The following is a 24,994-nucleotide window of genomic DNA, read 5'->3' as shown; positions in this document are numbered from 1 at the left end:
ATACCTGTTAGTGATTTTCGCAAACTCACATGAGGAGTCACTATGTTTAAGCTAATCCCTACCGTCGTTCTTGCAGGTAGTTTTTTTACCGCGGCGGGTTATGCACAAACGCAGGACAGCGGTTTTTATCTTGGCGGGCACTACGGACAGCATAAAGTAGAGCTGGAATCTGATATTGCCGATGCGGATCTGAAATTCGGCGTAGCCGGTGTCAGCGCCGGTTACCAGCTGAGCCCATTCTTCGCGCTGGAAGCGCGCTATGCCGAAGGTATAGAAGATGAACAGATTTTTGACGGTAACGATTCAGCAAAGTTTGAAATTGACCGCCATATGGCGTTAATGGCACGCGGCAGTATTCCGCTGGGTGAACGTTTTTCTATATTCGCTACCGGCGGTTACGGCGAAACCCGCTATGCCCTTAGCTATGATATTCCGGGCCTGACAGGGTCTGAAACCAGCACCGAAAAAGGCCTGATTTACGGTGCCGGTGCAGCTTTTAACCTGACTGAGCGGCTGAGCTTAGTAGCAGATTACACTATTCTGCCTGAGCTGGAAGACGAAGAGGATGGCCTGTTTAAGTCTGACGTGTCGCTGATGACCGTTGGCCTGAACTATCGTTTTTAACTGCGTAGCGTTTTTAACTGCGTAGCGTTTCTAACGGCCTGACGTTTTTAACCGCTATCTTTTCTAATCGGGCATAAAACACAGCCTGCAGCCTATAGCTGCAGGCTGTTATGCATCAAACAGCGTCAAACCATTGCTTCGCCTGTGCCAGGGCCGCGAGCACCTGCTGTGGTGCTGTACCACCCAGGGCAGCGCGTTTTTGTAACCCGGCTTCCAGTTGCAGCGCCGGATACACATCTTCAGCAATTAATGTGCTGAATTGCGTAAGCTCAGCCAGTGGCAAAGCTTCCAATGCCAATTGTTGTTTGGCCGCATGCACTACCAGCTCACCTACGACTTCGTGTGCATCACGAAACGGCATACCTTTGCTAACCAGATAATCCGCTAAATCAGTAGCGTTGCTGTAGCCCAGCTCTGCCGCCTGGCGGCACTGCGCCTCGTTGACACTTAAGTGCGGCAATACAGTGGCCAATACCAGCAAAGATTGCTGCCAGGTTGCCATCAGGTCAAAAAAGCCCTGCTTGTCTTCCTGCATATCTTTGTTGTACGCCAGCGGCAAGCCTTTCAGTACATGTAAAATGGCGACCAAATGGCCCAGCACACGGCCGGTTTTACCGCGCAGTAACTCAAACACATCGGGGTTTTTCTTTTGCGGCATTAACGATGAGCCGGAGCTTATCGCATCGCCCAGTTTGAAAAAGCCCGCTTCGCCGGAGCAGAAGAAAATCACATCTTCAGATAAACGTGATAAGTGCGTCATACAGATACTGGCAGCGGCAGATAGCTCCACTACGTAATCCCGATCTGACACCGCATCCAGGCTATTTAGTGCAGCACTGCTAAAACCCAGCCGCTGCGCCAATTGTTCACGGTCAACTGCGACACCGGTGCCGGCTAAAGCGCCGCATCCGAGCGGACACACATCCATCCGTGTTAGCGCATCGTCTAAGCGGCTGACATCGCGTTTAAACATCTCCACATAAGCCAGTGCCCAGTGCGCCACCAATACCGGCTGTGCCCGCTGTAAGTGGGTAAAACCGGGCATTACCGCAGTACCAGCCCGCTCAGCAAAGGTCAGTAAGGCCGCTATTGCGCCCAATAATGACTGACGCACACTTTGTGCATTCGCCTTGCTCCACAAACGCAAGTCAGTTGCTACTAAATCATTGCGGCTGCGGCCGGTGTGCAGCTTTTTCGCCACGGCACCCAATTTAGCCGTAAGCTGCGCTTCTACCCAGCTATGAATATCTTCTTCACTGGTTTGCAGCGGCAGCTTAGCATCAGCATCTATCGCCACCGCTAAATCGGCCAGCCCGGCATCGAGCTGCGCCGCTTCATCGCTGCTGATAATACCGGCCTGCGCCAATTGCTGCGCCCAGGCGCGCGAGGCCTGAATATCCTGCTGCGCCAACAAATAGTCAAAGCTTAGCGAGTCGTTAAAATCGCGAAACTCCGCCAGGGTAGCTTCCTGAAACCGTCCGCCCCACATCGCCATAATAATTAACCCTTTTGTTGCTGGTGCAGCGCACGGATGCGGCTGGCCAAGCTGTACAAGCGGATAAAACCGGCGGCATCTTTCTGGTTGTACACTTCATCGCCCTCGAAGGTAGCAAAAGCTTCAGAGTACAGTGAGTTAGGCGAGCGGCGTTTGGCCACGGTAACATTACCTTTATACAGCTTGATCACCACATCACCGGTTAGCTGTTCGGCCAGCGAAGTGGCAGCCGCTAACAACGCATCTTTTAACGGCGTAAACCAACGGCCGTCATATACCAGTTGGGCAAATTCCTGGCCGACTTCTTCACGGTATTTCAGTGAGGTTCTGTCATATACCAGCGCTTCCAGGCCTTTTAACGCTGCCATTAAAATGGTGCCGCCCGGAGTTTCATAACAGCCGCGCGATTTCATACCGACTAAACGGTTCTCGACGATATCAATACGGCCAATACCGTGCTCAGAGCCAATTTCGTTTAATAACTCAATCGCTGCCACCGGGGCAACGGCATGGCCGTTAATTTTGCTCAGCTCGCCTTTATCAAAGCTCAGCTCAACATAGGCAGCATGATCCGGTGCCTGCTCTGGTGACTTGGTCCACATCCATACCTGGTCTGACGGTTCACACCAGGGGTTTTCCAGCTCACCACCTTCATGCGAGATATGCCATAAGTTGGCATCGCGGCTGTAAATTTTGGTGGCAGAGGCTGTAGTCGGTACCTTTTTCTCAGCTAAGTAGTTAAGCAGTGACTGGCGGGAGTTAAATTGCCACTCGCGCCATGGTGCAATAACGGTTAATTGCGGTGCCAACGCAGCAAAGGCGCCTTCAAAGCGCACCTGGTCATTACCTTTACCGGTACAGCCATGGCACAGTGCATCGGCGCCCAGCTCCAGCGCCAGCTTTACCTGAGCACGGGCAATTACCGGTCGCGCCATAGAAGTACCCAGCAGATATTGGCCTTCATAGACAGCGCCGGTTTTTAGCGTCGGGTAAATCACTTCTTTAACCAGCTCTTCGCGTAAATCTACGATATGGCAAGAACTGGCACCGGAGTTAATGGCTTTTTGCTCAACACCGGCCAGCTCCTCATCGCCCTGGCCAACGTTGGCGACAAAGGCGATAACTTCGCAGTTATAGTTGTCTTTTAACCATGGCACGATAGCCGAAGTGTCCAGACCGCCGGAATAGGCTAAAACGACTTTTTTAATACTCATAGTGTCCTCACGCAAATAAACTGATTAATACGGCATTCTGGGCATGCATGCGGTTTTCCGCCTGCAGTAAAACAAGTGACGCCTCGCTGTCGAGTACCTCGCTGGTAACTTCGTGCTCGCGGTGCGCCGGTAAACAGTGCATAAAATACTTTACCGCCAGCCGCTGCATCACGGCGGTGTTAATCTGATACGGCTTAAACACCCGTTCAATAAGTTCAGGATCGGCTTTATCGCCCATCGACAGCCAGGTATCAGTATAGATAGCATCAGCTCCCGCTGCGGCGGATAAATGCGGGCTCAACTCCAACACGGCGCCGGTGTTGGCGGCAATTTTCTGCACATTCAGCAGCACCTGGGAATCCGGCGAAAAACCCTGTGGCGTTACCACGGTCATCTTCATACCGCTAAGCGCAGCGCCTATCATCAGCGAGTGACAAACGTTATTACCATCACCGACATAAGCCAGATGCACCTTGCTTAAATCGCCAAAACGCTCTTTTAGCGCCAGTAAATCGGCCAGTGCCTGGCAAGGGTGATATAAATCACTCAGCGCATTAATCACCGGTTTATGGCTGGCCTGCGCCAGCTGCTCTAATGTTTGCTGCGAGAATACCCGTGCCACTATGGCGTCGGTCCAGCAAGCCAGGTTACGGCCAAAATCGGCGACGGTTTCGCGTTTGCCCATAGCGCCGTTTTGCTGATCCAGATAAACACTGTGGCCTCCGAGCTTATAAATACCGACATCAAAACTAACGCGGGTACGCAGCGAGGGCTTTTCAAAAATCAGCGCTATGCTTTTACCCGCCAGCGCCTGAGTGTATTTCTGCGGTTGCTGTTTTACCTGCAGGGCTAAATTCAGCAAATCGTTAAGCGTAGCCGGGCTTAATTCAGCCAGACTCAATAGTTGGTTCAGTTTACTCATTTTCGATCGACCTGCCGCCAGTGCGGCATCCTTGTTTAAGGGACTAACAGACGATGCGCGTGCCTACTGCTTGCTGTCGCATCAGATTTAACAAATCTTGCGGGTGTTGCCAGCCCGCGACGGTAATACTTCGTCGCAGCGCCTGAGCAGTGTCTAAAGCGGCATCCAGTTTTACTTTCATGCCGCCTTTAATCACGCCCTGTGTGACCAATGCTGCGGCTTGGCTGGAGTTAAGCTCACTGATAAGCTTACCTTCGCCATCTAAAATACCCGGTACGTCGGTCAGCAACACCAGTTGCCCCTGTACCAGTTGGCAAATCGCCGCAGCAGCTAGATCGGCATTTACATTTAACAACTGCCCTTGCTCGCCGTGGCCAATTGAGCTGAATACCGGTGTAAAACCGCCTGCCAACAAGTTTTGCAGTAAAGTGCCGTCTTGCGGCTTAGCCACGCCGACTGCACCCAGTCTAGTATTTAATTCAAACCGACAGCTGTTACCGGCAGACAACGTTAAACCGACCGGTTTTAAGCCCTGCAGTGCCGAACGCGCCACCATATGCGCATTTACTGCGCCGGCTAAGGCACCGGCGATCACCTGCATTTGCTCCGCTGGTGAAATACGCTGGCCATCCAGCTTTTCAGTGTGAAAACCAAATTTGGCCAGCCACTGATCCACCTGATCACCACCACCATGCACCAGTACCAGCGGATACTGCTGTTTTAATTCGGCACACACAGCCAGCAAGGCATCCAGTGCGTTGTCGTCCTGCAACAGGCGGCCACCCATTTTCAGTACCAGAGGGGTATTATTCATGGCTCACCCCAGCAAATAAACCGGCGGTTTCCGGCTTAGCAAAACGCACGTTAGCCGCTTGCATAGCCTGGGCTGCCGCACCTTTTAGTAAGTTATCAATGGCCGACACCACTACTAACTGCTCGCCATCCTGCTGCCAGTGAATATCGCAATACGGCGTACCGGCAACATCAGCCACATTGGGCGAATGCGCGACTAAACGCACTAGCGGCTTACCGTTATAGGCGTTAGTGAAGGCGGCAGTTACCTGCTCTGGCGTAACGCCTGCTTTTAGCGTGACCACACTGGTGGCCAGAATGCCGCGTTTAAAATTACCCAGATGCGGCGTAAACACTACTTTTCGACCTAAATTCTGCTCTATTTCCGGCCGGTGGCGGTGTTTAAAAAAGCCATAGGCATTTAAGCCTACTTCACAAAATGACGTGCTCAGTGCCGCTTTTCGGCCGGCACCGGATACACCGCTGGTGGCGTTGATCACCGGAATGCAGTTATCAGCCACCAAACCGGCTTTGATCAGCGGCAACAGCGCTAAAGTACAGGCGGTTGGATAACAGCCGGGTACCGAGATTAACCGTGGCAATGGCGTGCTCTGCCATTCCATTAACGAGTACACCGCTTCTTCTAACAGTTCAGGATGCTGGTGTTCATAACCATAATACTGCGGATACAACTGCGGCTGCTTTAACCGAAAGGCGCCGGATAAATCCACTACATCTATGCCCTGTGCTAACAGCAACGGCGTTACCGCCTCGCTGGCTTCATGCGGCAGGGCTAAAAAAGCCACATCAATCTTGCCGTTTAAGCCTGCAGCCAGCTCATCTGTCCACGGCTGCACCAGTATATCCAGTTGCTGTTTATAACGCGGATACAAAGAAGAAAACGGCTCTGCCGCCCGGCCGGCCGACGCATAGGCGCCCACTAACTCAAAATAAGGGTTACGCGCTACAATTACCGCCAGCTCAGCACCGCTGTAACCGGCAGCACCTAATACAATGCTGCGTACTAAAGAAGAAGATTTGTCAGTTGATAACATCGGATACGGCTCTCGAACAGTAAATAACGTATAGGTATAGCACGAAACAGCCGCTAGTGTAGAACGGCTGCCATGCAGTTTCAAGAATTATTATTCTATTTAAGTGAATTTTTATACAATAAAAAATTAGCCGTCAGCGGCTATACCGCAATATCGATCCGGTTGCGGCCACTTTGCTTGGCGCGGTACAACGCGCTGTCTGAGCGTGACAACAGTTTATCGTGCTGCGTTTCACCGGCAAAGCCGGCAATGCCCATACTGACGGTAATATGCAAGTCAGCGGCAAGAGTACTGTAATCTGTCTGCATGATCGCCAGCCGGATCCGCTGACAAATATCCTCCGCCGCATATACAGAGGTATTGGGTAGCAACACGGCAAACTCTTCGCCGCCCCAGCGTGCTACGGTGTCTTCTTCACGGCAATGGCGGCAAATGGTATCGGCGACTAACTTCAGCACCTCATCGCCAATGCTGTGGCTAAAAGTATCATTAACCAGCTTAAAGTGATCAATGTCCAGCAACACCAGGCACAGCGGCAATTGAGTGCGCCTGGCTCTGGCGCACTCACGCGCCAGCGACTCATCAAAAGCCCTGCGGTTAGCCAAACCGGTTAAGGCGTCCAACCTGGCCTGCAACGCAAAATCCTGTGCCTGGCGCTTTATTTGCTCCAGCAGTTCGGAGCGTTCTTTATCAACGGCGCGCAAATGATCAGCCTGCTGTTGTAGTTCAACGGTCTTCTCTGCCACCTGCCAGCGCAGTAGCTGTTCACGCCGGCGCAAGGTGTTAAGGCGCCAACGCAGCATAATACCAGCCAATAACAAGCCGGCACCGGCAAAAATCAACCAGAAACCGGGTCGTTGCCAAAAATACGGTGCAATAACAAAGCTAAAGTTGGCCTGTTGCGCACTCCATTCACCCTGCGGATAAGATGCACGCACACTGAACTGATACTGTCCCGGTGGCAGGTTAGTGTACTCCGCACTGTTATTACTGCCGCGTTCAACCCAGTCGGCGTCAAAGCCGTGTAGTTTGGTGCGGTACTGAATACGTTGCGGCATAATATAGCCCAGCCCGGCGAACTGCAGCTCCAGGCGGTTGGCACCGGCAGCCAGCCGCAGCCCTTGCTCCAGAGCCATGGTTACACCATTAACCTGCAGCGCTTCTATTACCACCGGCGGTATATTGGCGGCAAAACGCTTTAATGTTGTGGGTTGTACCGTACTGGCGCCTTTTGATGTGGCAAACCAAAGGCCGCCATCGGCAGCCATCGCAGCGGCCGGCATTGAACCGCCGTTAGCCTGGGCACTTTGCATACCATCGCCTTCACCAAACAGTTCATAATCCAGCTCGCTGCGCTTGGCCGCCAGTATCTCGTCAAGCTGGCTGCGTTCAAAGCGCAAAATACCGCGGTTACTGCTCAGCCAAAGGTTGTGTTGCCGATCTACTACTGCCTGAAACACCTTATCAAGCGGCAAACCGACATTACGCCCCAACATTTGTAAGCTGCCGTTGTTGAGATCATACGCCACCAAACCGCGATCTGTGGCCATCCACAATATATCCTTCAGGGGATCAGGCGTAAAACCAAAGGCGTATTCAGCGCCGTCCAACGCCGGCAGAGCCACAGCCGTAATCTTGCCGTCAGGGTGGCGTATGGCCACGCCGCCACCGGTGCCGATAAACAGCCGGCCATCTTTGTGCAGATACAATGCCATCACAAAAGGTGCCGGTAAGCCCTCTGCTGTGCCGAAGTTTTGTAAATCGCCTTGTGCAGAGAGGTAATTCAATCCCTGGCCGCTGCCTAACCACAAGCCGCCGCTGGCATCCGGTAAAATGGCGCGAATTTCGTTCGCCAATAAACCTGAGGTTCTGTCGTATTGGCGCACCACGCGGCCATCACGCCACTGCAGCGCACCGTCAGAATAAGTGCCAATCCAAACAGAGCCGTCTGCCGCCTCTGCCAGGCTCAACACCGATTGGCCACGGCTGGCCTCAGCCAGATTGATATGCTCAATGCCGGTGGCAGAGTAACGACTGATCCCCTGACTGGTGCCTATCCAAACTGAACCGTCAGAGTGCGGCATTACAGCACGCACATAGTCGCCAACCAGGCCATTTTCAGCGGTATAGGTAACAAAAGGCGCATCCCGCAGGCGGAATAAGCCGCCGTTAGTGCCAACCCAAACACTGTTTTCCCGGTCAAGATATAACGACAAAATACGGTTGTTCGGCAAACCACCGGCCATACTCAGGGTTTCCAGCCCCCACTCGCTGTAACGCAACAAACCGCGATCTGTGGTGCCGATCCACAGTTGTTTGTCCTGGATCAGTAAGGTTGATACCGGCATATCTGCCAAACCGGCATTAAACAGTTCTACTGTGCCCTGGTGCCAAATATACAGACCGCGCTCAGTACCAATTAAAACACTGTCACCATACTGTTTCAGCACAAACACCGGCACTGCCGGTAAGCCGCTGACCGGTACAAACCGGGCCTCTGCCGCCGTAGTATCCAGCCATGCTAAACCCCTACCGGAGCCAATCCATAAGCGATCATGGCTGTCTGTCAGCAAGCTGTGGATCACGTCGCTGGCTAAACCATCAGCAACTCTGTATTGCGTTCTGCGCCCATCCGCGGTTTGCTGAAATAGCCCCTGGCCTTCAGTACCCAGCCACAAACTATCATTGCTGCTTTGGCTAACAGCATTGATCAGCACATAAAACGCCGGCCAACTGTGCCAGCCGTCGGCCGAGCGACGGCTTAAACCGCCACGGGAGCCGGCCAGCAGCAAATTACCGTTGCGATCTTTGGTCAGGGTACGGATACCGGAGTCCGGCAGCCCGGTAAGTTCGCCACGGCCGAACATGTCAAATTCACGGCCGTTAAAGCGCGCAGCACCTTCCCAGGTGGCTATCCATAAATAGCCATCAGTGCTTTGATTAATACTGTTGATGGTGTTGTGCGGCAAACCGTCACGGGTGGTCCAGTTTTCCTGGAAATAATCGGCTAAGCGAGCCGGTGCGGCGGCGCTGCTATAAACGAAAAAAATATTGCCGCAAATCGCAGCCAATAGCAGCAACAATCGCTGCTGCCGCAGAAAAAATTGTATAGTTCGGGCCATTACCTTAGCCGCGGCGGTTACTTCTGACATCTCAGCACGCCCCTAGTCCTTCAGCATTTGCTAATGCAAATTTTTTCCAGCAGCTTACCGCAATTTACGGCAACAGCCAATCAGACTATAAACGAAATTGTGTGACATTTGATACCGACAGGCGGGAATAATCTCGCCCGCATAAAGCGGGCGTTTGGCTTTATTGCGCTATATGCAGCCTGACGCCTGGTAAATGGCTTATAGCTTTATTGAGCAACTTGCGGTCTGACACCTGGCAAATGGCTTATGGCTTTATTGAGCAACTTGCGGTCTAACACCAAGCAAGTGGCAAATTGCATAGCTCAGCTCACTGCGGTTAAGAGTATAAAAGTGAAAATGATCGACGCCTTCACGGCTTAATACTTTGACCATTTCCATGGCAATATTCGCTGCCACCAGATTACGCGTAGTGGCATCGTTATCCAGGCCGTCATAGGCTTTATGCATCCAATGTGGCACCGCTACGTTAGTCAGGTCAGCGAACTTTTTCAGTTGCTGGAAATTGGTTACCGGTAAAATGCCGGGAACAATATCGACATCAATGCCAATAGCGGCACAACGGTCGCGATAACGCAGAAATTTTTCGATATCAAAGAAAAACTGCGTAATAGCACGCGATGCACCGGCGTCTACTTTACGTTTTAAATTCAGTAAATCAAACTGAGCATTAGGCGCCTCCGGGTGCACTTCCGGATAGGCCGCTACTGAGATATCAAAATCAGCGACAGAGCGCAGTATTTCAACTAAATCTGCGGCGTACAAATCCGGCTTTGCGGTACTACCCGGCGGTAAATCACCGCGCAGCGCCACTATATGGCGAATACCGTTTTGCCAATAATCTTTGGCGATGGCAATTAAGTCGTCCTTAGTGGCATCGACACAGGTTAAATGCGGCGCAGCAACCAGCCCGGTGCGTTGTTTAATCGACTTGATAATATCGTGCGTGCGGTCACGCTCGCCGGAGTTAGCGCCGTAGGTAACAGAGACAAAAGATGGCGCCAGCGGCGCCAGCCGTTCAATCGACTGCCACAGTGTTTGTTCCATCTGCGGCGTTTTTGGCGGAAAAAACTCAAAACTGACGTTAACCTTGCCGGCAACATCCTGCAGGTTGCGATTTATTGCTTCTAAATATTGTGCATTTGCAAATGCCATAACGACTCTCTTTCTGTTACGTCAGTGGCGCCGGCGTTGTGGCCGGACCAATAAATTGATTAATCAGTTGCGCCAGATCGGCGTGCAGGCCGCCGGCTGTCACCACCTTACCTGCACCGGGGCCTTTTAACACCAGCGGGTTACTGTCATACCAGGCAGATTGGATCACAAACACATTGTCGCAAGGCGCAATGGCGGCCAGCGCATGCTCAGCTGATACGGCTTCAAGTGCCACTTTAGCCACCGGCTTGTTGTGCGCAAGTTCTAAACTGGCGACATACCGCAGCACCTTGCCCTCAGCCTGAGCTTTGGCAAACAATACGGCTATAGCGTTGTCCAACTGCGCACGTTGTGGCCAGAATTGCTGCCAACTGCCCTGCTCCAGCCCTGCTGGTAGCAAAGGCTGCAGCTCAATATCGTCCAGCTCCAGCGCAATGCCCAGTTCACGAGCCAGCACCAGTAGTTTGCGCTGTACGTCTTTGCCGGATAAATCATCACGCGGGTCCGGCTCGGTTAAGCCGGCCTGCTGCGCTTCCAGCACAAAATCTGAAAACGGCTTGCTGCCATCATACTTACATAATAACCACGACAGGGTACCGGAAAAAATACCACTAATTGCAGTGATCCTATCTCCGGCGTCTAATAATTCCTGCAAAGTGCGCTGCACCGGAATGCCGGCACCGCAGGTGGTGTTACTCAGCCATTGCCGCTGATGCTGTACCAATGCTTGCTTGATCTGCCGATACTCTGCACCAGGCAGGGTAACGCCCTGCTTATTGGCACTGATAATATCGCAGCCGGCGGCAATCAGCGCCGGATACAACTGTGCGAAGTCACGACTGGGGGTAATATCTACCAGCACTTTGGGCGCCGGCAACGCCTGTACATAAGCGCTTAATTGCTCTGCGTCCCAGCTATCGCCGGCGGCCAGTGCTGTTTGCCAGTCAGTAATGGTTATGCTGTCCTTCAGCGCCGCACGGCGTGAGTTCAACACCCCGGCCAAATTCAATTTAAGCTTAGCGACAAAACGTTGCTGCTGCGCTGCCAACATGGCGAGAAACTCAGCGCCAACATTGCCGGTACCGGCGACAACTATCTGTAACTCCGGCTGCACTATTGACTGTACCGGCAACTGCAACAGCGGCGCAGGCTGAATTAAGTATTGATGCAATTGCTCCAGCGCCTGTGCCGGCAGCGGCTTCGCCAATAACCAGATCAGCTGCTGTGCACTTTCGTAACGGTGTAGTACGCCATGCTGCTGCAACAGTTGCTCTGCCGGTTCAGTATGCGCAGAATGTTCTGCTTTTAACCAAGCCAGCGCGTAATAGCGCTGTGTATCCCACACCGCATGAATATTTAACCCGGCCAGGTAATCCAGCGCCTGCTCAGCGCATACCGCCGGCAATAACCAACACAGATTATCGCCTTGCTGCGGTAGCGCAATAACCGGCTGTTGCAATTCCAGCGCCAGCTGCGCTGCACTGACAGCGATATCCTGATGCAGCGTCAATAAGGTAACGTTATCCAGTTCGGTGATAAAGCCCTGTTGCGCAACGTCTTGCTGAGTACTTTCCTGCAGAATACTGCCTTGCTGTACCACGTGACAACCGGCGTGTTGCGGCTGATAGCTGCTGCGCACCCGCAACGCCGTTGCCGTGCCTGTTAACGGTGATAAGGTACGGGCATGCAGTACCGGGTTACCCAGCTGCGCCAGCTGACAAGCTTGCTGCCAGCTTACCTGCTGGTACGGCACGGCTGTTTTAACTTTGCGCGGGTCTGCGCTGTAAATGGCTTTTACATCGGTCCAGATAGTAACTTCAGCAGCATTTACCAGCGCGCCTAATAAAGTAGCAGAATAGTCACTACCGTTACGGCCCAGCGTAATGCTGCGGCCTTTTTCATCGCGGGCGATATAGCCGGTAACCACATGCACGGTATCAGGCAGTGTCAGTTCTGCCAGCAATGTGGCCGATTGCAGCCAATCCGGCTGATGCTGTTTTAAGTGCAGAAAATCGCGCGCATCCAGTGCTGCAGCGTTGAACCCACGCTGTTTCAGCAGTTCACTTAATAACAGGGCCGATAAGCGCTCACCAATTGCCAGCACATCATTTGGCTGCTGTTTTGCCAGCGCAGCCGGTACCGCGGCCAACCATTGCAGCAATTGTCCGGTTACCATCGCCGCAGCCTCTGCCGCTAATGTCTGTTGTACCAGCGCCGTCAGCTCTGCTTGCAGCGCGTTCAGGGCCGCATCACGCGCAGCGGCATCTTCTGCCGCAGTTATAATGGCCAGTAAGGCATCAGTGGTATCACCCGGCGCCGACACCACTACCCACAGCGCTTGCTGCCGGTCTTGCTGCAGCAGAATATCGGCCACAGCGGCAAAACGCTCTGCACCGGCTAAGCTGCTGCCGCCAAATTTATGAACCTGCGTTGCCGCGCTGTGCTGTGCTTTTACTTGAACGTGCATAATTAATTACCAAAAAGCGCTAAGTGCCGGATTTAACCGAAACTGCTGTTGTTGTTCAGGCTCTAGCTTTACAGAGCCACCGGCTATGCCGGCGTTAGCAGCCTGTTGGCTGGCCTGCGCCACTGCATTAAAGGCCTGCTGTAAATCTGCCAGTAAATCATCGCTGTGTTCAATCCCTACCGATAAGCGGATTAGCGTCGGGCCTATACCAGCGGTTTGCTGCGCCTGCGCATCCATCGAGGCATGGGTCATGCTACCCGGGTGGCAAATCAGGCTTTCAATACCACCCAGCGACTGCGCCAGGGTAAATAAACGCAGTGCAGAGAAAAATACCGGCAACAAGGCGGCATCTGCGGCTAAGTCAAAACTGCACATGGCACCAAAACCGCTTTGCTGCGCCGCAGCAATGGCATGGCCCGGATGCTGCGGCAAGCCCGGGTAATAGACTTTCGCTACCAGCGGTTGTTTGGCCAGAAAATCGACTACCCGCGCAGCATTATCCTGCTGCAGACGAATGCGCGGCTCTAACGTGCGCAGCCCCCGCAGCGTCATATAGCTGTCAAAGGGCGCGCCGGTAATACCCAGGCAGTTGGCCCACCATTTTAACTCATCACCCAGTTGCTGGCTGTTACACACCAACACACCACCAACAATGTCGCTGTGGCCATTAATATATTTAGTAGTGGAATGCACCACGATATCGGCACCCAATGCCAGCGGCTGTTGCAGTACCGGTGATAAAAAGGTGTTATCAACTACTACCAGTGCCCGCAGTTTCTTCGCTAACAGGCACACTGCACGCACATCGGTAATTTGTAATAACGGGTTAGACGGCGTTTCCAGCCAGATCATTTTTGGCCTTGCAGCACTGATCCGCTCTGCGCAGTCCGGTTGCTGGAAATTCACCACTAACAACTTAAAGGCATTTTTACGCTGCGCTAAGTTAGTAAATAAACGGTAGCTGCCGCCATAACAATCGTGCGGGATCACCAAGGTATCGTCGGGTGTTAATAATTGCAGCGCCAGTAAACACGCTGACATACCGGTGCTGGTAACAATAGCCTTTACCCCGCCTTCTAACTCGGCCAGGGTTTCAGCTAATAAATCCCGTGTCGGGTTGTTCGAGCGTGAGTAATCATACTGGCCCGGTTGCTTAAAGGCGGTTAGTTCGTAGGTTGAGGTTAAATACAACGGTGGTGTAACCGCTGAAAAAGCCGTGTCCTGGGCAATACCGGCTCGGGCAGCGATAGTTGCGGCATGGCGCTTTGACATGGTGAAACCTCATTTAGATGTTTAGACGTCTAAAAGTATAATGATAGAAAAACAGATGTCAAACCATTTAGCCGTCTATAATGATTATTTGTTGCACACTATTTGACTGAGCGGCATAACACGATAGAATTTCGCCACTTGCGCAAGCAATACAACATAATGACTAATACAAGGTAACCATATGGCTAAGTGGAATGGGGAATATATTCACCCGTACGCGGAACACGGTAAAAAATCAGAACTGGTAAAAAAAATCACCGTATCTATTCCGCTGAACGTATTGAAAGTGCTGACTGATGAACGCACCCGGCGCCAGGTAAATAACCTGCGACATGCAACTAACAGCGAATTATTGTGCGAAGCGTTTTTGCATGCGTTTACCGGCCAGCCACTGCCTGCCGATGAAGACCTGCGCAAAGACAACCCGCATCAGATCCCGGCTGAAGTACGCCAGATCCTCACCAGCATGGGCAAACCTATTCCGGTGATTATTGAAGCCGACAGCGACGAAGAATAACCAGGCTATCAGGCATAAAAAAACCGCCAACCGGCGGTTTTTTTAACGCTGCTAAACAGCGGGCCAAGCTTAGCTCATAGCCGCCTGCAGCTTTTTCATCGCATTCTTTTCTAACTGACGCACACGCTCAGCAGACACGCTGTAGCGATCAGCCAGCTCTTGCAGTGTCAGCTTGTTATGGTCCAACCAACGGGCCCGCACAATATCCTGACTACGGTCGTCCAGGGTGCGCATAGCAGCCTGTAACCGGTCTACCGCAGCATTGTCCCACTGATCTTCTTCTACGCGGTGGGCTAAATCAGAGGCTTTATCCTGCAGGTAATAAGCCGGCGCCGTATAAGCGGCTTCGTCGTCATCGTCCGGTGCATCAAACGGCATGTCGTAGTTACTCATACGTGATTCCATCTCACGCACTTCATGCTCAGCTACACCTAACGACTCTGCTACGTTTTTCACTTCTTCCTGGTTAAACCAGCCTAAGTGTTTCTTCGCTTTACGCAGGTTAAAGAACAATTTACGTTGCGCTTTAGTAGTGGCAATTTTAACGATGCGCCAGTTTTTCAGCACATACTCATGAATTTCTGCTTTGATCCAGTGCACAGCAAAGGATACCAGACGCACACCTACATTAGGGTCAAAGCGCTTTACCGCCTTCATCAGGCCGATATTGCCTTCCTGAATTAAATCGCTGACCGGTAAACCGTAGCCGGAATAGCTGCGGGCTATGTGCACTACAAAACGCAGGTGCGACATAATTAATTGCCGTGCCGCTTCTAAATCACCATGTTGGTGTAAGCGTTCAGCCAGGCTGCGCTCTTGTTCAGCGCTAAGCATGGCGATGGAACTGACAGCATGAGTGTAAGCTTCCAGGCTACTGCTGGCCGCTACCGGTAGTGACATCATTTCTGCTGTATCGCTCATTTGAGTGTCCTTGCTTAACTAAGTGCATCGATATTAGCACTCTTTGACAGAGAGTGCTAATTTTAGTTGCTGCAGTTTTTAGATCTGCTTATTCTAAAAACTGAGGATTAATAATTAAACGCTATTAAGGGCCGGTTGGTTCAATGGCGCTGATATGTCGCCGTACCGACAGGTAAGAACCGCTTAAACCCAGCACTACGGCCAGTAACATTAAGCTGAAAAACTCACTAACGCTAAGCGCCATTAAGCGAAACTCGCTACCGTATAACGAGGTAACACTGACAATGGCGCCCTGCAGCCACCACAACATGGCCTCAACAATCAAAAACGCCAGCAAGCCGCCAAACACACCATACCAAATACCGCTGTATAAAAACGGCCGCTGAATAAAGGCGTCGGTGGCGCCTACCAGCTTCATTACTTCAATTTCATCTTTCTTGTTCATAATCGACAAGCGGATAGTATTGCCGATGATCAGCAATACCGCCCCCAGTAATAACACTGCAATCACTAATACAGCCTGGCGCAGCAAGCTGACAATCGCATCCAACCGCGTTAGCCAATCAATATCCAGCTTACCAAACTCCACGATGCGTTCTTTCGATAACCGCTCCAGCAATTGCCGGGCGCTGTCGGCCGCGGTATTTTTTGGCAATACCAACAATACATCCGGCAGCGGATTATCCGTTAAATAATTCAGTGCAGCACCGAAGCCGGATACCTGACCAAACTCTTCCAGCGCTTGCTGCTTGCTGATATGACTTACCCGCGCCACGGCTTTATCTGCCTGCAGAATTTTCTGCAAGCTGCTGATCTGCGTTGCACTGGCGTCTGCTTTAATAAACAGGCTGATCTCCGCCGCCTGGGTAAAGCTGTCGCTAACCTGCTGCACATTCTTTACCAGCAGGTGTAGAGTGGCGGGCAATGTCAGGCTCACACCTAATACGCCAATAGTCAGAATTGACGCTGACGGTGTGCGCCACAGTTCACCAAGGCTGAATAAAGCCTGGCGCACATGATTAACCCAAAACATTACAAAACGACGTGCCGCGCTGATTTTATGCGCTGAGGCACCACTGGTTACCCGGCCGGAAAACAAAATACTCATAGCGGGTCTTCCTGATACTGCAGCAGGCCGTCGTTAATCATCTTGCCTTGTTTTAACGTTAAAGTACGGTACTTCATCCGTGCCACTAAGCCCAGATCGTGCGTCGCTACCAGTACCGACACGCCCACCTGATTAAAAGCTTCAAATACCCGCATAATGTCTTTGGATAAATCAGGGTCAAGGTTACCGGTCGGCTCATCTGCCAACAACAGCGGCGGCTTGTTAACAACAGCACGCGCTATACCTACCCGCTGTTGCTCACCACCGGATAAGGTGTGTGGCAGGCAACGTACTTTGTCCAGCAAGCCCACTTTATCCAGCGCGGCATGTACCCGCTTGACCATGTCTTTACCACTGAAGCCTTCAATCACCAGCGGCAGCGCTACATTGTCAAATACGGTGTGGTTCATCAGCAAACGGTGATTTTGGAAAATAATGCCCACGTCGCGGCGCACATAAGGAATATGGTTACGCCTGATCCGGCTTAGATCGACATCATTAATCAGCACGCGGCCGACACTGGGGCGTTCAATCAGGCTGATCAGTTTTAACAAAGTACTTTTACCGGCGCCGGAATGGCCGGTTAAAAACGCCATTTCACCTTTTTCCAGTTTAAAGCTTACGCGGTCCAGCGCAACAAAGCCGCCGGGGTAACTTTTACTGACCTGATCAAACTCGAGCATAGTTAAAGGTCCCGGTTAAACAGCGCGCGGATAAAATCCTGGCTGTTAAACACGCGCAAATCGTCGATACCTTCGCCAACGCCAATGTAGCGCAGCGGTACTTTAAATTGATCGGCAATGGCAAAAATAACCCCGCCTTTGGCGGTACCATCCAGCTTGGTTAAGCTGATTCCGGTTAACTGCACCGCTTCATTAAACACCTTAGCCTGATTAAGCGCATTCTGGCCGGTGCCGGCATCCAGTGTCAGCATCACTTCATGTGGTGCAGTCGGGTCTATTTTCTGCAGTACGCGGACAATTTTTTTCAGCTCTTCCATTAAATGGGCTTTATTCTGTAAGCGCCCGGCGGTGTCGGCAATTAACACATCGGCCTTACGCGCTTTGGCGGCCTGATAAGCGTCAAAAATAACCGAGGCACTGTCGGCACCGGTATGCTGAGCGATAACCGGAATTTGATTGCGCTCGCCCCACACCTGCAATTGCTCTACTGCGGCGGCGCGGAAAGTATCACCGGCGGCCAGCATTACTGACTTACCCTGTTGCTTAAACTGCTGCGCCATCTTACCGATAGTAGTGGTTTTACCTACACCATTTACGCCCACCATCAAAATGACAAAAGGCCCGCCAGCCGTTATCGGTTGCAGCGGCTGCTCGACATCTTTCAGCAGCGTTGCCATATCCTGTTGCAACTTTTCAAACAACAGGCCGGAATCTTTCAGTGATTTACGGTCGGCATGTTGCTCCAGCTGGCGGATCAGCTTTTGCGTGGTATCTACGCCAACATCTGCCAGTAACAACTGGGTTTCCAGCTCTTCGTACAGCTCATCATCTATTTTGCGGCCACTGAATAAGCCCGCAAGGCCGGAACCTAAATTCTGGCTGGTTTTCGCCAGGCCCTGCTTTAAACGGGAAAAAAAACCGGGTTTCTTTGCTGTGTCAGTGTTGTCGGCCGCGGCAGGTGCGGCTTCAACCACAGCCTCAATCTTGACAGCTGGCGCAATATCAATCGGCGCCGCAGTTGCAGTGTCTGCGCTATCGTCGCTTTGTGTAACAACGCCAGGTTCCGGCTGCTGTGCAGCTGTGTCGGCGGCGCTGTCATCTTTACCAAAGCCAAGCCAGGAAAACAGTTTATTTTTTTTGCTCATAAGCCCAAGTGTATGCAGATAAAAACTAAGGTAAACTTGGCCGTTATACTAACACCTTTGTGTTAAAGGCAAAACGGATTAGATGAAACAAGCAAAAAGCAATGTAAAACGCCCGGGCGTTAACAGCAAACGCCTGCCGGCTGTTAGCGGTGCGCCTGGTGAAGTGCGGGTAATTAGCGGTAAATGGCGCGGTCGTAAACTGGCGGTATTAAATGCTGAGGGTTTACGCCCCACTACAGACCGCGTAAAGGAAACCCTGTTTAACTGGTTAATGCATGATATCAACGGCGCTGTAGTACTGGATTGCTTTGCCGGCAGTGGCAGTTTGGCCATAGAGGCGCTGTCTCGCTATGCCGCCGGTGCCACCCTGGTGGAGCGCGACAGCGCTTTGGCCAGACACCTGAAACAGAATTTGCAAAAGCTCAGCTGCGACAACGCCACGGTAGTTAATCAGGACTGCTTAAGCCTGCTGTCGGCCCCGGCCACACAGCAATACAGCCTGGTGTTTATTGATCCGCCGTTTCGCAAAGGCCTGGCCATACCGTGCTGTCAGGCATTGCAGCAACACGGCTGGCTAACGGATAACGCGTTAATTTATCTGGAAACCGAGAAAGAATTGGCGCTGACAGAGATACCGGCCGGCTGGCGTTTGTTAAAAGAAAATATTGCCGGCCAGCTGGCTTACCGGCTGTATCAGCGCGGCTGATACCGCGCTTCAGCTGTTATTCTGCGCTGCTTAGTTCCATACCGAGGTTGGTCAGGCCCTGCTCAACCACCCAATTTTGCAGCAGTTGCCGTTCTTCACGACCAAACTGCTTAATCGGCGTCACCAACTCAATAAGCTCCGCCAGGCAGTCCATTTCGTACTGCATCAACGGGTGTTCGCGGACAATTTTTTTCAACTCAGCTTCGGTAGTAATGTCATCGTCAATGCTGTCATGTTCAATCAAGCGCGCCACCGTGGCCTGAGAAATTTTTGCCACATTAATAAATTCGCCGGCGTCTTGCTGGGCAATGCCGCTTAGCATCATATCCAGCGCGGTGGCGCAATCTACTGCCGGGTAAACGCCAAAAATATCAAAGTCACTGACTTGCGGCGTAATAAGCTCCAGCTCTTCCGATAACTTTTCGAAATTAATTTTGGCTTTTTTAACCGTCAGCCACTCCCACACCAGGGTCAAAATATGCCGCGGTAGCTCCGCATCGCCGGTTTGGCTGACTTCGGCAAACAACTGGTAGTTAGGTAGCATGCGTTCGAGCAAGGTGGCCGCAACTGCGGCCTGCTGATAGAAATTCAGCTCGCGCATGGCTTGGAAATTATTGGCTTTTTGTTTCATCTTTGTCCTGAAGACATGACCAGCACATATCAAAACTCTGATAGTTCAGTTCGCCGCAGCTGCATAGCCACTGCGCCGGCTCATGTTGTAGTTGTTGTAAATAGTGAGTGATTATACGTTGTGCGGTGGTAAATTGCTGCTGTGGAACCCAAAGTTGCACACCGACATCGTTCAGAGGCAGCTCACCGGCGGCGCCGGCCAGATACTCGCCGCTTAGCCTTACTGTTACTGCCGCTTGTTGCAATAAACCCTGTACCAGCCCGGCTTCAAAAGTGTTTGCGGCCTGGTACAGCCGCAGCCACTGCTGCACATCCGCCGGGTGCAGCAGTTCCACGTTAGCCGGTAACCTGCAGTTGTTTTTGCGCATATTCAAACTTCAGTTTGAATTCCATCATCCGCTCTTCCAGCGCCTGTACTTGTGCCTGATGCGTTTCCTGTTGCTGCTGCAACTCGGTACGCAGGGTACGGATCAACTCACGGCTATTGTCGGCTTCTTGTTGTTGCTTTTGCTCTGCAGCAAACTGGCGGTTTTGTGCATGTTCCAGTTGAGCTTCCAGCTTCTGGCTTTTTTGTTGCGTCTGCTGATGCTGCTCGGTCAAATTCACGTAGTCGGCCTGCAATTTGGTTAAATCAGAGCCCAAATCACCGCTTTGCTCGTGCAGCGCGGCCAGTTGTTGTTGAGATTCACTAACCTGCAGCTGCGCTTCGGCTAATTGCTGCTCCAGCTGTTGTTGCTGCGCATTCAGCTGTTCGGCGTGCTCTGCTGCCTCTTGCTGTAATTGCTGGATTTTTTGTTGCTGCAATTCCTGCGTTTTTTTCCTGTCCTGCACTTCCTGCTGCAACCGGGCTATGGCCTGCAGCTTATCTTGCTGAGAATGTTCCAGTTCCGCTAATTGTTCGCGCTCTGCGGCAAAGTCGTCAGCCTGGGCAGCCAGTTGCTGCTGCAGCTGCTCCAACTGCTGCTCGTACTGCGCTTGCAAGTCATTGATCTGCTGCAGTTGTTTCTGTTGTTGCTCGGTCGCCAGCTTTAATTCGGTTTTGCTTTGCTGTACTGCCAGTTTCAATTCATGCGCGGCAGCTTTTGCCTGCTGCGTATCGGCTTCGGTGCTGGCCAATTGTTGTTGCAACTGGCTGATTTGATGTTCAGCTTGCTGCAGTTTTTTCTCTGCTGCGCCGTTGTCCGTACCGGCTTGCTGCAAACCGGCTAACTGCTGTTGCAGCCTTTCTAACTGTTGATGCTGCGCGTCATGCTGTTGCTGCGCCGCCGCATATTCTTGCTGTAACGCAGTTAACTTCGCTGTTGTTGTTGCCAACTCGTCGGTCAGTAACTGATGCTGCTGGCGTAATTTAGACAGTTCCTGGTTATCGGCACTGGCCACCGGCACAGCCAAATCCAGTTGCTGCTTGGTTTGCTGCCAGTCTTTAAACAGCTTTTGGTAAGCTTGTTCCTGTTCAATTAAACGTTGCTGCCATTGTTGCTGGCTATCGGCCAACACTTTGGCAGCAAACAGCTGTAGCTGTTGCTGTTGGGTAGTTAACAGCTGGCTGGAAAAATCGACCAAACTGGCCTCCAGCTGTTGTTGTGCCGCTTGGGTTAATTCGGCAATAACTTGCTGCTCGTTTTTATTATTGTTCTTTTTCACTGCATTCATTATCAGCTCTCGCTTTACTCCGGCAGCGCTTGCGCTCAAAGGGCTGCAATCGCTACAACGTCAACAGATTAGTTAGTCCGGCTCACACATTATCACGTATTTACGCCATGACATACTATGCCGGTATTTAGTGTAATATGACTTGCCACTGATAGCTAACGCTATTGAAACTCCGCCATTTAATTTCTCATTACAGGAACTTAAATATGATGGACCTGACAACACCCGCGCTGCTGTTTCCGGCTATTTCTTTGCTGTTATTAGCCTACACCAACCGCTTTCTGGTACTGGCACAGCTGATCCGCGAGCTAAACCAACGCGAAGGCGATAATGTGCGCGATTTAGCCAAACGGCAAATTTCCAATTTACGTAAGCGCATTGTGCTGATCAAAACTATGCAGGCCTGTGGTGTGCTGAGCTTTGTGTTGTGCACCGCGGCCATGTTTTGCTTATTTATGTTGTGGCAAATTGCTGGCCAGTTGTTGTTCGTTGTCAGCCTGATTAGCTTATTAATCAGTCTGCTCTATTCTTTATATGAGATCCAAATCTCGTGTGATGCGATAAATATAGAACTGGAATCACTGCAAAACGGCTGACCCTCGTTGATGCCGGCACCGGATGACAATATGAGCAACGACGACTTTCTGTTTAATGAAGACATCGCTGACAGTAGCGACAGTGCCGCCGTAAACACTGCGCCGCCCTGGCTGGTGTTGGTTGTCGATGATGACAACAGCATCCATCAGATAACGTCACTGGTGTTGAACAACTTTGAGTTTGAGCAACGACCACTGTTACTTTTGCATGCTCACAGTGCGCGCGAAGCAGAAGTGATGATTCAGCAACAACCGGATATCGCCGTGGCGATAATTGATGTGGTGATGGAAACCCAGCACGCCGGGTTGGAGCTGGTGAAGTATATTCGCCAGCAACTGAATAACCGCCGCATGCGTTTGGTATTGCGTACCGGCCAACCCGGCGAAGCACCGGAAGAACATGTGATCCGTGATTACGACATCAACGACTACAAAAACAAAACCGAAGTCACCGCTATTAAGCTGAAAACCCTGCTCTATGCCGGGCTGCGCTCTTACCGCGATATTTGCATTATTGAACAACACAAAGCCGGATTGGAAAAAATTATCGGCTGCACTACCAGCTTTTTGCAATGCAGCTCATTAAAAGAGTTTGCTTCGCTGATCCTCGGGCAAGTGGCCTTTTTGCTCGGGTTGGAACGGGAACAAATTTATTGCTGCGCCGCCATTAACAGCGCCAATCAGCACAATTTGGCGCTGGACGTGATTGCCAGCAGCAGCCCGAGTGGCGTTAAAGGTTTATCGGCAGAGGTTATTGAAAAAATCACGCAAGTGCAGCAACAAAAGCAGTCGTATCATGGCGCTGATTGCTTTATCGGTTATTTTACTACCCATAAAGGCAATGAAAACTTCCTCTATGTGAGTAAAAGCAGTAAGTTAGAGCAAAGCGATCATCATCTGTTAAGCTACTTCTCGCATAATATCGCTATTGCCTATGAAAATATCCGTTTGCGCGAGCTGATGCGCGACAGCCAGCGTGAGTTATCGTACATTCTGGGCGAAGCAGTAGAGAAGCGCTCGAAGGAAACCGGCAGCCATGTAAAACGGGTGGCCAATTACAGTTATTTGCTGGCGATTAAAGCCGGCCTGGCGGAGTACGATGCCGAAGTGATCAAACTGGCGTCGCCGCTGCATGATTTGGGCAAAATTGCTATTCCGGACCATATCCTGAATAAACCGGGTAAACATGACGCCGACGAGTGGGCAATTATGCTGCAGCATGCAGAGTTGGGTTACCAGATTTTACAACATTCCACTAACGAGATCCTGCAGATGGGTGCCATCATAGCGCAGCAGCATCACGAAAAATGGAACGGTAAAGGTTATCCGCAGGGCTTAAGCGGGCATAACATTCATATTGCCGGCCGCATAACTGCGCTGGCCGACGTGTTTGATGCCCTGGGCAGCGACCGTTGCTATAAAAAAGCCTGGCCGCTGGATGAAATTATCGAACTTATCCGCCGTGAAAGAGGTCAACACTTTGATCCTGCGCTGGCAGATATTTTATTAAACAATCTGGATGCCTTTGTTGCCATACGCGACGCCTACCCGGATTAAGCCATAGGAATATATATATGCTAAGCCAAACCCTGAAACGTCTTATTATCGCTTGCACCGTAATTACCAGCCTGGTGATTGCCGGCTGCGCTACCGGGCCAAAAGTACGCAGCGATGCTGCAGCAAACACTAACTTCAGCAGCTACAAAACCTTTGGTTTTATGCCGGAGCCGGCCACCGACAAAGCCGGTTACGCTACTTTGGTTACCCAGCATTTTAAAGATGCTATCAGCGCAGAAATGACCGCCCTGGGTTATCAGTTTGCTGAAAGCAACGCCGATTTGCTGATTAACTTTAATTCTAACGTAGAAAGCCGCACCGACGTGCGCTCTATGCCATCAGCCAGTTTCCACTATGGTTATTATCATTACCGCCGTGGCATCTATGCCGGCTTCCCTATCTACACTAACGACGTTGACACCGTGCATTATAAAGTGGGCACAGTAAATATTGATGTAGTAGATGCAGCGAAGAAGCAACTGATTTGGGAAGGCGTGTCTGAAGGCACCTTGAAAAGAAAAGACTTAGAGCAGCCCAAGCAAGCTATCGCCAATGTGGTTGGGCTGATTTTCCAGCAATATCCTACCCGTCAAACGGTACCGCAGTCTTAGCGCTGCGGTATTAATGCCGGCCGGCGCTGTCAATTACCGGCGTCCGGCAGCAACTTCTGAATCTTTTGTTGTAACGCCGCACAGCCGGCGTTTTTATTTTGCTGCTGAATAGACAACGTCAGCTCGCCCACCGTTAAACCAAATTTGTGTAAAGTGGTGCGGTTAAGCAGGTTTTCATTATCAATTAAGTACAGCCAATCTTTTACTTTTACATCCAGCGTATCGCCATCATACGGAATGCGCAGCGTATACTCCCAATACAGCGTGTTCCCTGCCAACTGCCCGCTGGCTTCACCCACTACATCGCCGGCGCTGCCGCTGATGCTGCCATCGGCATTTTGCTGCAGTTGCCAGTGGCGCTGCTCAATGCGGCCGTCACTAAAATAAAACAGCTCGTACAAGTCGCCGTTATTGCCCTGCCAGCTACCGCACAGTTCGGCCGTAAAGCGTACGCTTTGTTTGCCCTGCCAATCATGCAACACGCCCCAGGCACGGCTTTCACCCTGAAAAAACTGATCCAGCTTTAACACCGGGGTCTCATTACTGTATTCCGACACCGACTGACTGCAGCCCGACAACAAAGCCGCAATGGCCATTAACGCTAATTTTTGCATAACGCCTCCTTAATTAAACAAACTTACGATGGATAACGCCGGCCAGCTCAAAAAAATGCAAAAATACTTTGCCTGCAGCAAACTAAATTTGCGGTAGGTCCGACTTAT

General features: G+C 51.5%; 23 protein-coding genes. 6 read left to right on the top strand and 17 right to left on the bottom strand.

Annotated elements, in window-relative coordinates; all coding sequences use genetic code 11:
• Positions 1–42 precede the first annotated feature (42 nt).
• Positions 43–624, top strand: a complete 582-nt coding sequence (locus Q8O77_RS08575) for a porin family protein (RefSeq protein ID WP_305552441.1) — start codon at positions 43–45, stop codon at positions 622–624.
• A 115-nt stretch (positions 625–739) separates the two neighbouring features.
• Here the strand turns inward: Q8O77_RS08575 and argH are convergent, their stop codons facing one another.
• The 9 genes from argH to metB all read right to left on the bottom strand — a co-directional run bounded on the left by argH (position 740) and on the right by metB (position 14,145).
• Positions 740–2,119: an argininosuccinate lyase gene (gene argH, locus Q8O77_RS08570; protein WP_305552440.1), complete on the bottom strand. Its 1,380-nt coding sequence runs from the start codon at positions 2,117–2,119 to the stop codon at positions 740–742.
• A 5-nt stretch (positions 2,120–2,124) separates the two neighbouring features.
• Entirely contained in the window at positions 2,125–3,333 is a 1,209-nt protein-coding gene (locus Q8O77_RS08565; RefSeq protein WP_305552439.1) for an argininosuccinate synthase, read from the bottom strand.
• Between the two features lie 7 nt (positions 3,334–3,340).
• Positions 3,341–4,255: an ornithine carbamoyltransferase gene (locus Q8O77_RS08560; RefSeq protein WP_305552438.1), complete on the bottom strand. Its 915-nt coding sequence runs from the start codon at positions 4,253–4,255 to the stop codon at positions 3,341–3,343.
• A 43-nt stretch (positions 4,256–4,298) separates the two neighbouring features.
• A complete protein-coding gene (gene argB / locus Q8O77_RS08555; RefSeq protein ID WP_305552437.1) occupies positions 4,299–5,069 on the bottom strand; it encodes an acetylglutamate kinase in 771 nt (256 codons plus the stop codon).
• A complete protein-coding gene (gene argC / locus Q8O77_RS08550) occupies positions 5,062–6,102 on the bottom strand; it encodes an N-acetyl-gamma-glutamyl-phosphate reductase (protein ID WP_305552436.1) in 1,041 nt (346 codons plus the stop codon). Before argC ends, argB begins: the two co-directional genes overlap by 8 nt.
• 140 nt (positions 6,103–6,242) lie before the next feature.
• On the bottom strand, positions 6,243–9,254 hold the full coding sequence (locus tag Q8O77_RS08545; RefSeq protein WP_305552435.1) for a ligand-binding sensor domain-containing diguanylate cyclase: 3,012 nt from the start codon (positions 9,252–9,254) through the stop codon (positions 6,243–6,245).
• A 252-nt stretch (positions 9,255–9,506) separates the two neighbouring features.
• Positions 9,507–10,406, bottom strand: a complete 900-nt coding sequence (gene metF, locus Q8O77_RS08540; RefSeq protein ID WP_305552434.1) for a methylenetetrahydrofolate reductase — start codon at positions 10,404–10,406, stop codon at positions 9,507–9,509.
• Between the two features lie 16 nt (positions 10,407–10,422).
• Positions 10,423–12,873 carry a bifunctional aspartate kinase/homoserine dehydrogenase II gene (gene metL / locus Q8O77_RS08535; RefSeq protein WP_305552433.1) on the bottom strand — a complete coding sequence of 817 codons (2,451 nt, stop codon included), beginning with the start codon at positions 12,871–12,873 and terminating at the stop codon, positions 10,423–10,425.
• A 6-nt stretch (positions 12,874–12,879) separates the two neighbouring features.
• Complete coding sequence (gene metB, locus Q8O77_RS08530; RefSeq protein ID WP_305552432.1) at positions 12,880–14,145, bottom strand: cystathionine gamma-synthase; 1,266 nt, start codon at positions 14,143–14,145, stop codon at positions 12,880–12,882.
• A 181-nt stretch (positions 14,146–14,326) separates the two neighbouring features.
• Here metB and metJ point away from each other — a divergent pair, with 181 nt between their 5' ends.
• Complete coding sequence (gene metJ, locus Q8O77_RS08525; protein WP_008217699.1) at positions 14,327–14,662, top strand: met regulon transcriptional regulator MetJ; 336 nt, start codon at positions 14,327–14,329, stop codon at positions 14,660–14,662.
• 69 nt (positions 14,663–14,731) lie between these two features.
• Here the strand turns inward: metJ and rpoH are convergent, their stop codons facing one another.
• The 4 genes from rpoH to ftsY all read right to left on the bottom strand — a co-directional run bounded on the left by rpoH (position 14,732) and on the right by ftsY (position 18,519).
• Positions 14,732–15,583 carry an RNA polymerase sigma factor RpoH gene (rpoH, locus tag Q8O77_RS08520; RefSeq protein ID WP_305552431.1) on the bottom strand — a complete coding sequence of 284 codons (852 nt, stop codon included), beginning with the start codon at positions 15,581–15,583 and terminating at the stop codon, positions 14,732–14,734.
• 124 nt (positions 15,584–15,707) lie between these two features.
• Positions 15,708–16,691: a permease-like cell division protein FtsX gene (gene ftsX, locus Q8O77_RS08515; RefSeq protein ID WP_305552430.1), complete on the bottom strand. Its 984-nt coding sequence runs from the start codon at positions 16,689–16,691 to the stop codon at positions 15,708–15,710.
• A complete protein-coding gene (gene ftsE / locus Q8O77_RS08510) occupies positions 16,688–17,374 on the bottom strand; it encodes a cell division ATP-binding protein FtsE (RefSeq protein WP_173499388.1) in 687 nt (228 codons plus the stop codon). Before ftsE ends, ftsX begins: the two co-directional genes overlap by 4 nt.
• 2 nt (positions 17,375–17,376) lie before the next feature.
• On the bottom strand, positions 17,377–18,519 hold the full coding sequence (gene ftsY / locus Q8O77_RS08505) for a signal recognition particle-docking protein FtsY (RefSeq protein ID WP_305552429.1): 1,143 nt from the start codon (positions 18,517–18,519) through the stop codon (positions 17,377–17,379).
• 82 nt (positions 18,520–18,601) lie between these two features.
• On the opposite strand from ftsY, the gene rsmD reads away from it, so the two are divergent.
• Complete coding sequence (gene rsmD, locus Q8O77_RS08500; RefSeq protein ID WP_305552428.1) at positions 18,602–19,225, top strand: 16S rRNA (guanine(966)-N(2))-methyltransferase RsmD; 624 nt, start codon at positions 18,602–18,604, stop codon at positions 19,223–19,225.
• A gap of 16 nt (positions 19,226–19,241) precedes the next feature.
• On the opposite strand, the gene Q8O77_RS08495 is transcribed toward rsmD, so the two are convergent.
• Genes Q8O77_RS08495 through Q8O77_RS08485 form a run of 3 tightly spaced genes read right to left on the bottom strand, consistent with a single transcriptional unit; the run spans position 19,242 to position 21,508 of the window.
• Positions 19,242–19,856: a YjaG family protein gene (locus tag Q8O77_RS08495; protein WP_305552427.1), complete on the bottom strand. Its 615-nt coding sequence runs from the start codon at positions 19,854–19,856 to the stop codon at positions 19,242–19,244.
• On the bottom strand, positions 19,837–20,190 hold the full coding sequence (locus Q8O77_RS08490) for a DUF2007 domain-containing protein (protein WP_305552426.1): 354 nt from the start codon (positions 20,188–20,190) through the stop codon (positions 19,837–19,839). Before Q8O77_RS08490 ends, Q8O77_RS08495 begins: the two co-directional genes overlap by 20 nt.
• A 1-nt stretch (position 20,191) precedes the next feature.
• On the bottom strand, positions 20,192–21,508 hold the full coding sequence (locus Q8O77_RS08485; RefSeq protein WP_305552425.1) for a hypothetical protein: 1,317 nt from the start codon (positions 21,506–21,508) through the stop codon (positions 20,192–20,194).
• Positions 21,509–21,714: 206 nt separating this feature from the next.
• Between Q8O77_RS08485 and Q8O77_RS08480 the strand changes: the two genes are divergently transcribed.
• Genes Q8O77_RS08480 through Q8O77_RS08470 form a run of 3 tightly spaced genes read left to right on the top strand, consistent with a single transcriptional unit; the run spans position 21,715 to position 24,272 of the window.
• Positions 21,715–22,104 carry a DUF2721 domain-containing protein gene (locus Q8O77_RS08480; protein ID WP_305552424.1) on the top strand — a complete coding sequence of 130 codons (390 nt, stop codon included), beginning with the start codon at positions 21,715–21,717 and terminating at the stop codon, positions 22,102–22,104.
• A gap of 30 nt (positions 22,105–22,134) precedes the next feature.
• Positions 22,135–23,661, top strand: coding sequence for a response regulator (locus Q8O77_RS08475; protein ID WP_305552423.1), 1,527 nt, complete (start codon positions 22,135–22,137; stop codon positions 23,659–23,661).
• Positions 23,662–23,678: 17 nt separating this feature from the next.
• Positions 23,679–24,272: a DUF4136 domain-containing protein gene (locus tag Q8O77_RS08470; protein ID WP_305552422.1), complete on the top strand. Its 594-nt coding sequence runs from the start codon at positions 23,679–23,681 to the stop codon at positions 24,270–24,272.
• Between the two features lie 29 nt (positions 24,273–24,301).
• On the opposite strand, the gene Q8O77_RS08465 is transcribed toward Q8O77_RS08470, so the two are convergent.
• Entirely contained in the window at positions 24,302–24,886 is a 585-nt protein-coding gene (locus tag Q8O77_RS08465) for a DUF3833 domain-containing protein (protein ID WP_305552421.1), read from the bottom strand.
• Between the last annotated feature and the right edge of the window lie 108 nt (positions 24,887–24,994).

Source organism: Rheinheimera sp., from assembly GCF_030690345.1.
Classification (GTDB): domain Bacteria; phylum Pseudomonadota; class Gammaproteobacteria; order Enterobacterales; family Alteromonadaceae; genus Alishewanella.
This window is presented reverse-complemented; position numbering and strand designations above follow the sequence as displayed.

Coding starts and splice junctions, on each gene's coding strand:
- Q8O77_RS08575 (WP_305552441.1), top strand. CDS start 43: ATGTTTAAGCTAATCCCTACCGTCGTTCTTGCAGGTAGTTTTTTTACC.
- argH (WP_305552440.1), bottom strand. CDS start 2,119: ATGGCGATGTGGGGCGGACGGTTTCAGGAAGCTACCCTGGCGGAGTTT.
- Q8O77_RS08565 (WP_305552439.1), bottom strand. CDS start 3,333: ATGAGTATTAAAAAAGTCGTTTTAGCCTATTCCGGCGGTCTGGACACT.
- Q8O77_RS08560 (WP_305552438.1), bottom strand. CDS start 4,255: ATGAGTAAACTGAACCAACTATTGAGTCTGGCTGAATTAAGCCCGGCT.
- argB (WP_305552437.1), bottom strand. CDS start 5,069: ATGAATAATACCCCTCTGGTACTGAAAATGGGTGGCCGCCTGTTGCAG.
- argC (WP_305552436.1), bottom strand. CDS start 6,102: ATGTTATCAACTGACAAATCTTCTTCTTTAGTACGCAGCATTGTATTA.
- Q8O77_RS08545 (WP_305552435.1), bottom strand. CDS start 9,254: ATGTCAGAAGTAACCGCCGCGGCTAAGGTAATGGCCCGAACTATACAA.
- metF (WP_305552434.1), bottom strand. CDS start 10,406: ATGGCATTTGCAAATGCACAATATTTAGAAGCAATAAATCGCAACCTG.
- metL (WP_305552433.1), bottom strand. CDS start 12,873: ATGCACGTTCAAGTAAAAGCACAGCACAGCGCGGCAACGCAGGTTCAT.
- metB (WP_305552432.1), bottom strand. CDS start 14,145: ATGTCAAAGCGCCATGCCGCAACTATCGCTGCCCGAGCCGGTATTGCC.
- metJ (WP_008217699.1), top strand. CDS start 14,327: ATGGCTAAGTGGAATGGGGAATATATTCACCCGTACGCGGAACACGGT.
- rpoH (WP_305552431.1), bottom strand. CDS start 15,583: ATGAGCGATACAGCAGAAATGATGTCACTACCGGTAGCGGCCAGCAGT.
- ftsX (WP_305552430.1), bottom strand. CDS start 16,691: ATGAGTATTTTGTTTTCCGGCCGGGTAACCAGTGGTGCCTCAGCGCAT.
- ftsE (WP_173499388.1), bottom strand. CDS start 17,374: ATGCTCGAGTTTGATCAGGTCAGTAAAAGTTACCCCGGCGGCTTTGTT.
- ftsY (WP_305552429.1), bottom strand. CDS start 18,519: ATGAGCAAAAAAAATAAACTGTTTTCCTGGCTTGGCTTTGGTAAAGAT.
- rsmD (WP_305552428.1), top strand. CDS start 18,602: ATGAAACAAGCAAAAAGCAATGTAAAACGCCCGGGCGTTAACAGCAAA.
- Q8O77_RS08495 (WP_305552427.1), bottom strand. CDS start 19,856: ATGAAACAAAAAGCCAATAATTTCCAAGCCATGCGCGAGCTGAATTTC.
- Q8O77_RS08485 (WP_305552425.1), bottom strand. CDS start 21,508: ATGAATGCAGTGAAAAAGAACAATAATAAAAACGAGCAGCAAGTTATT.
- Q8O77_RS08480 (WP_305552424.1), top strand. CDS start 21,715: ATGATGGACCTGACAACACCCGCGCTGCTGTTTCCGGCTATTTCTTTG.
- Q8O77_RS08475 (WP_305552423.1), top strand. CDS start 22,135: ATGAGCAACGACGACTTTCTGTTTAATGAAGACATCGCTGACAGTAGC.
- Q8O77_RS08470 (WP_305552422.1), top strand. CDS start 23,679: ATGCTAAGCCAAACCCTGAAACGTCTTATTATCGCTTGCACCGTAATT.
- Q8O77_RS08465 (WP_305552421.1), bottom strand. CDS start 24,886: ATGCAAAAATTAGCGTTAATGGCCATTGCGGCTTTGTTGTCGGGCTGC.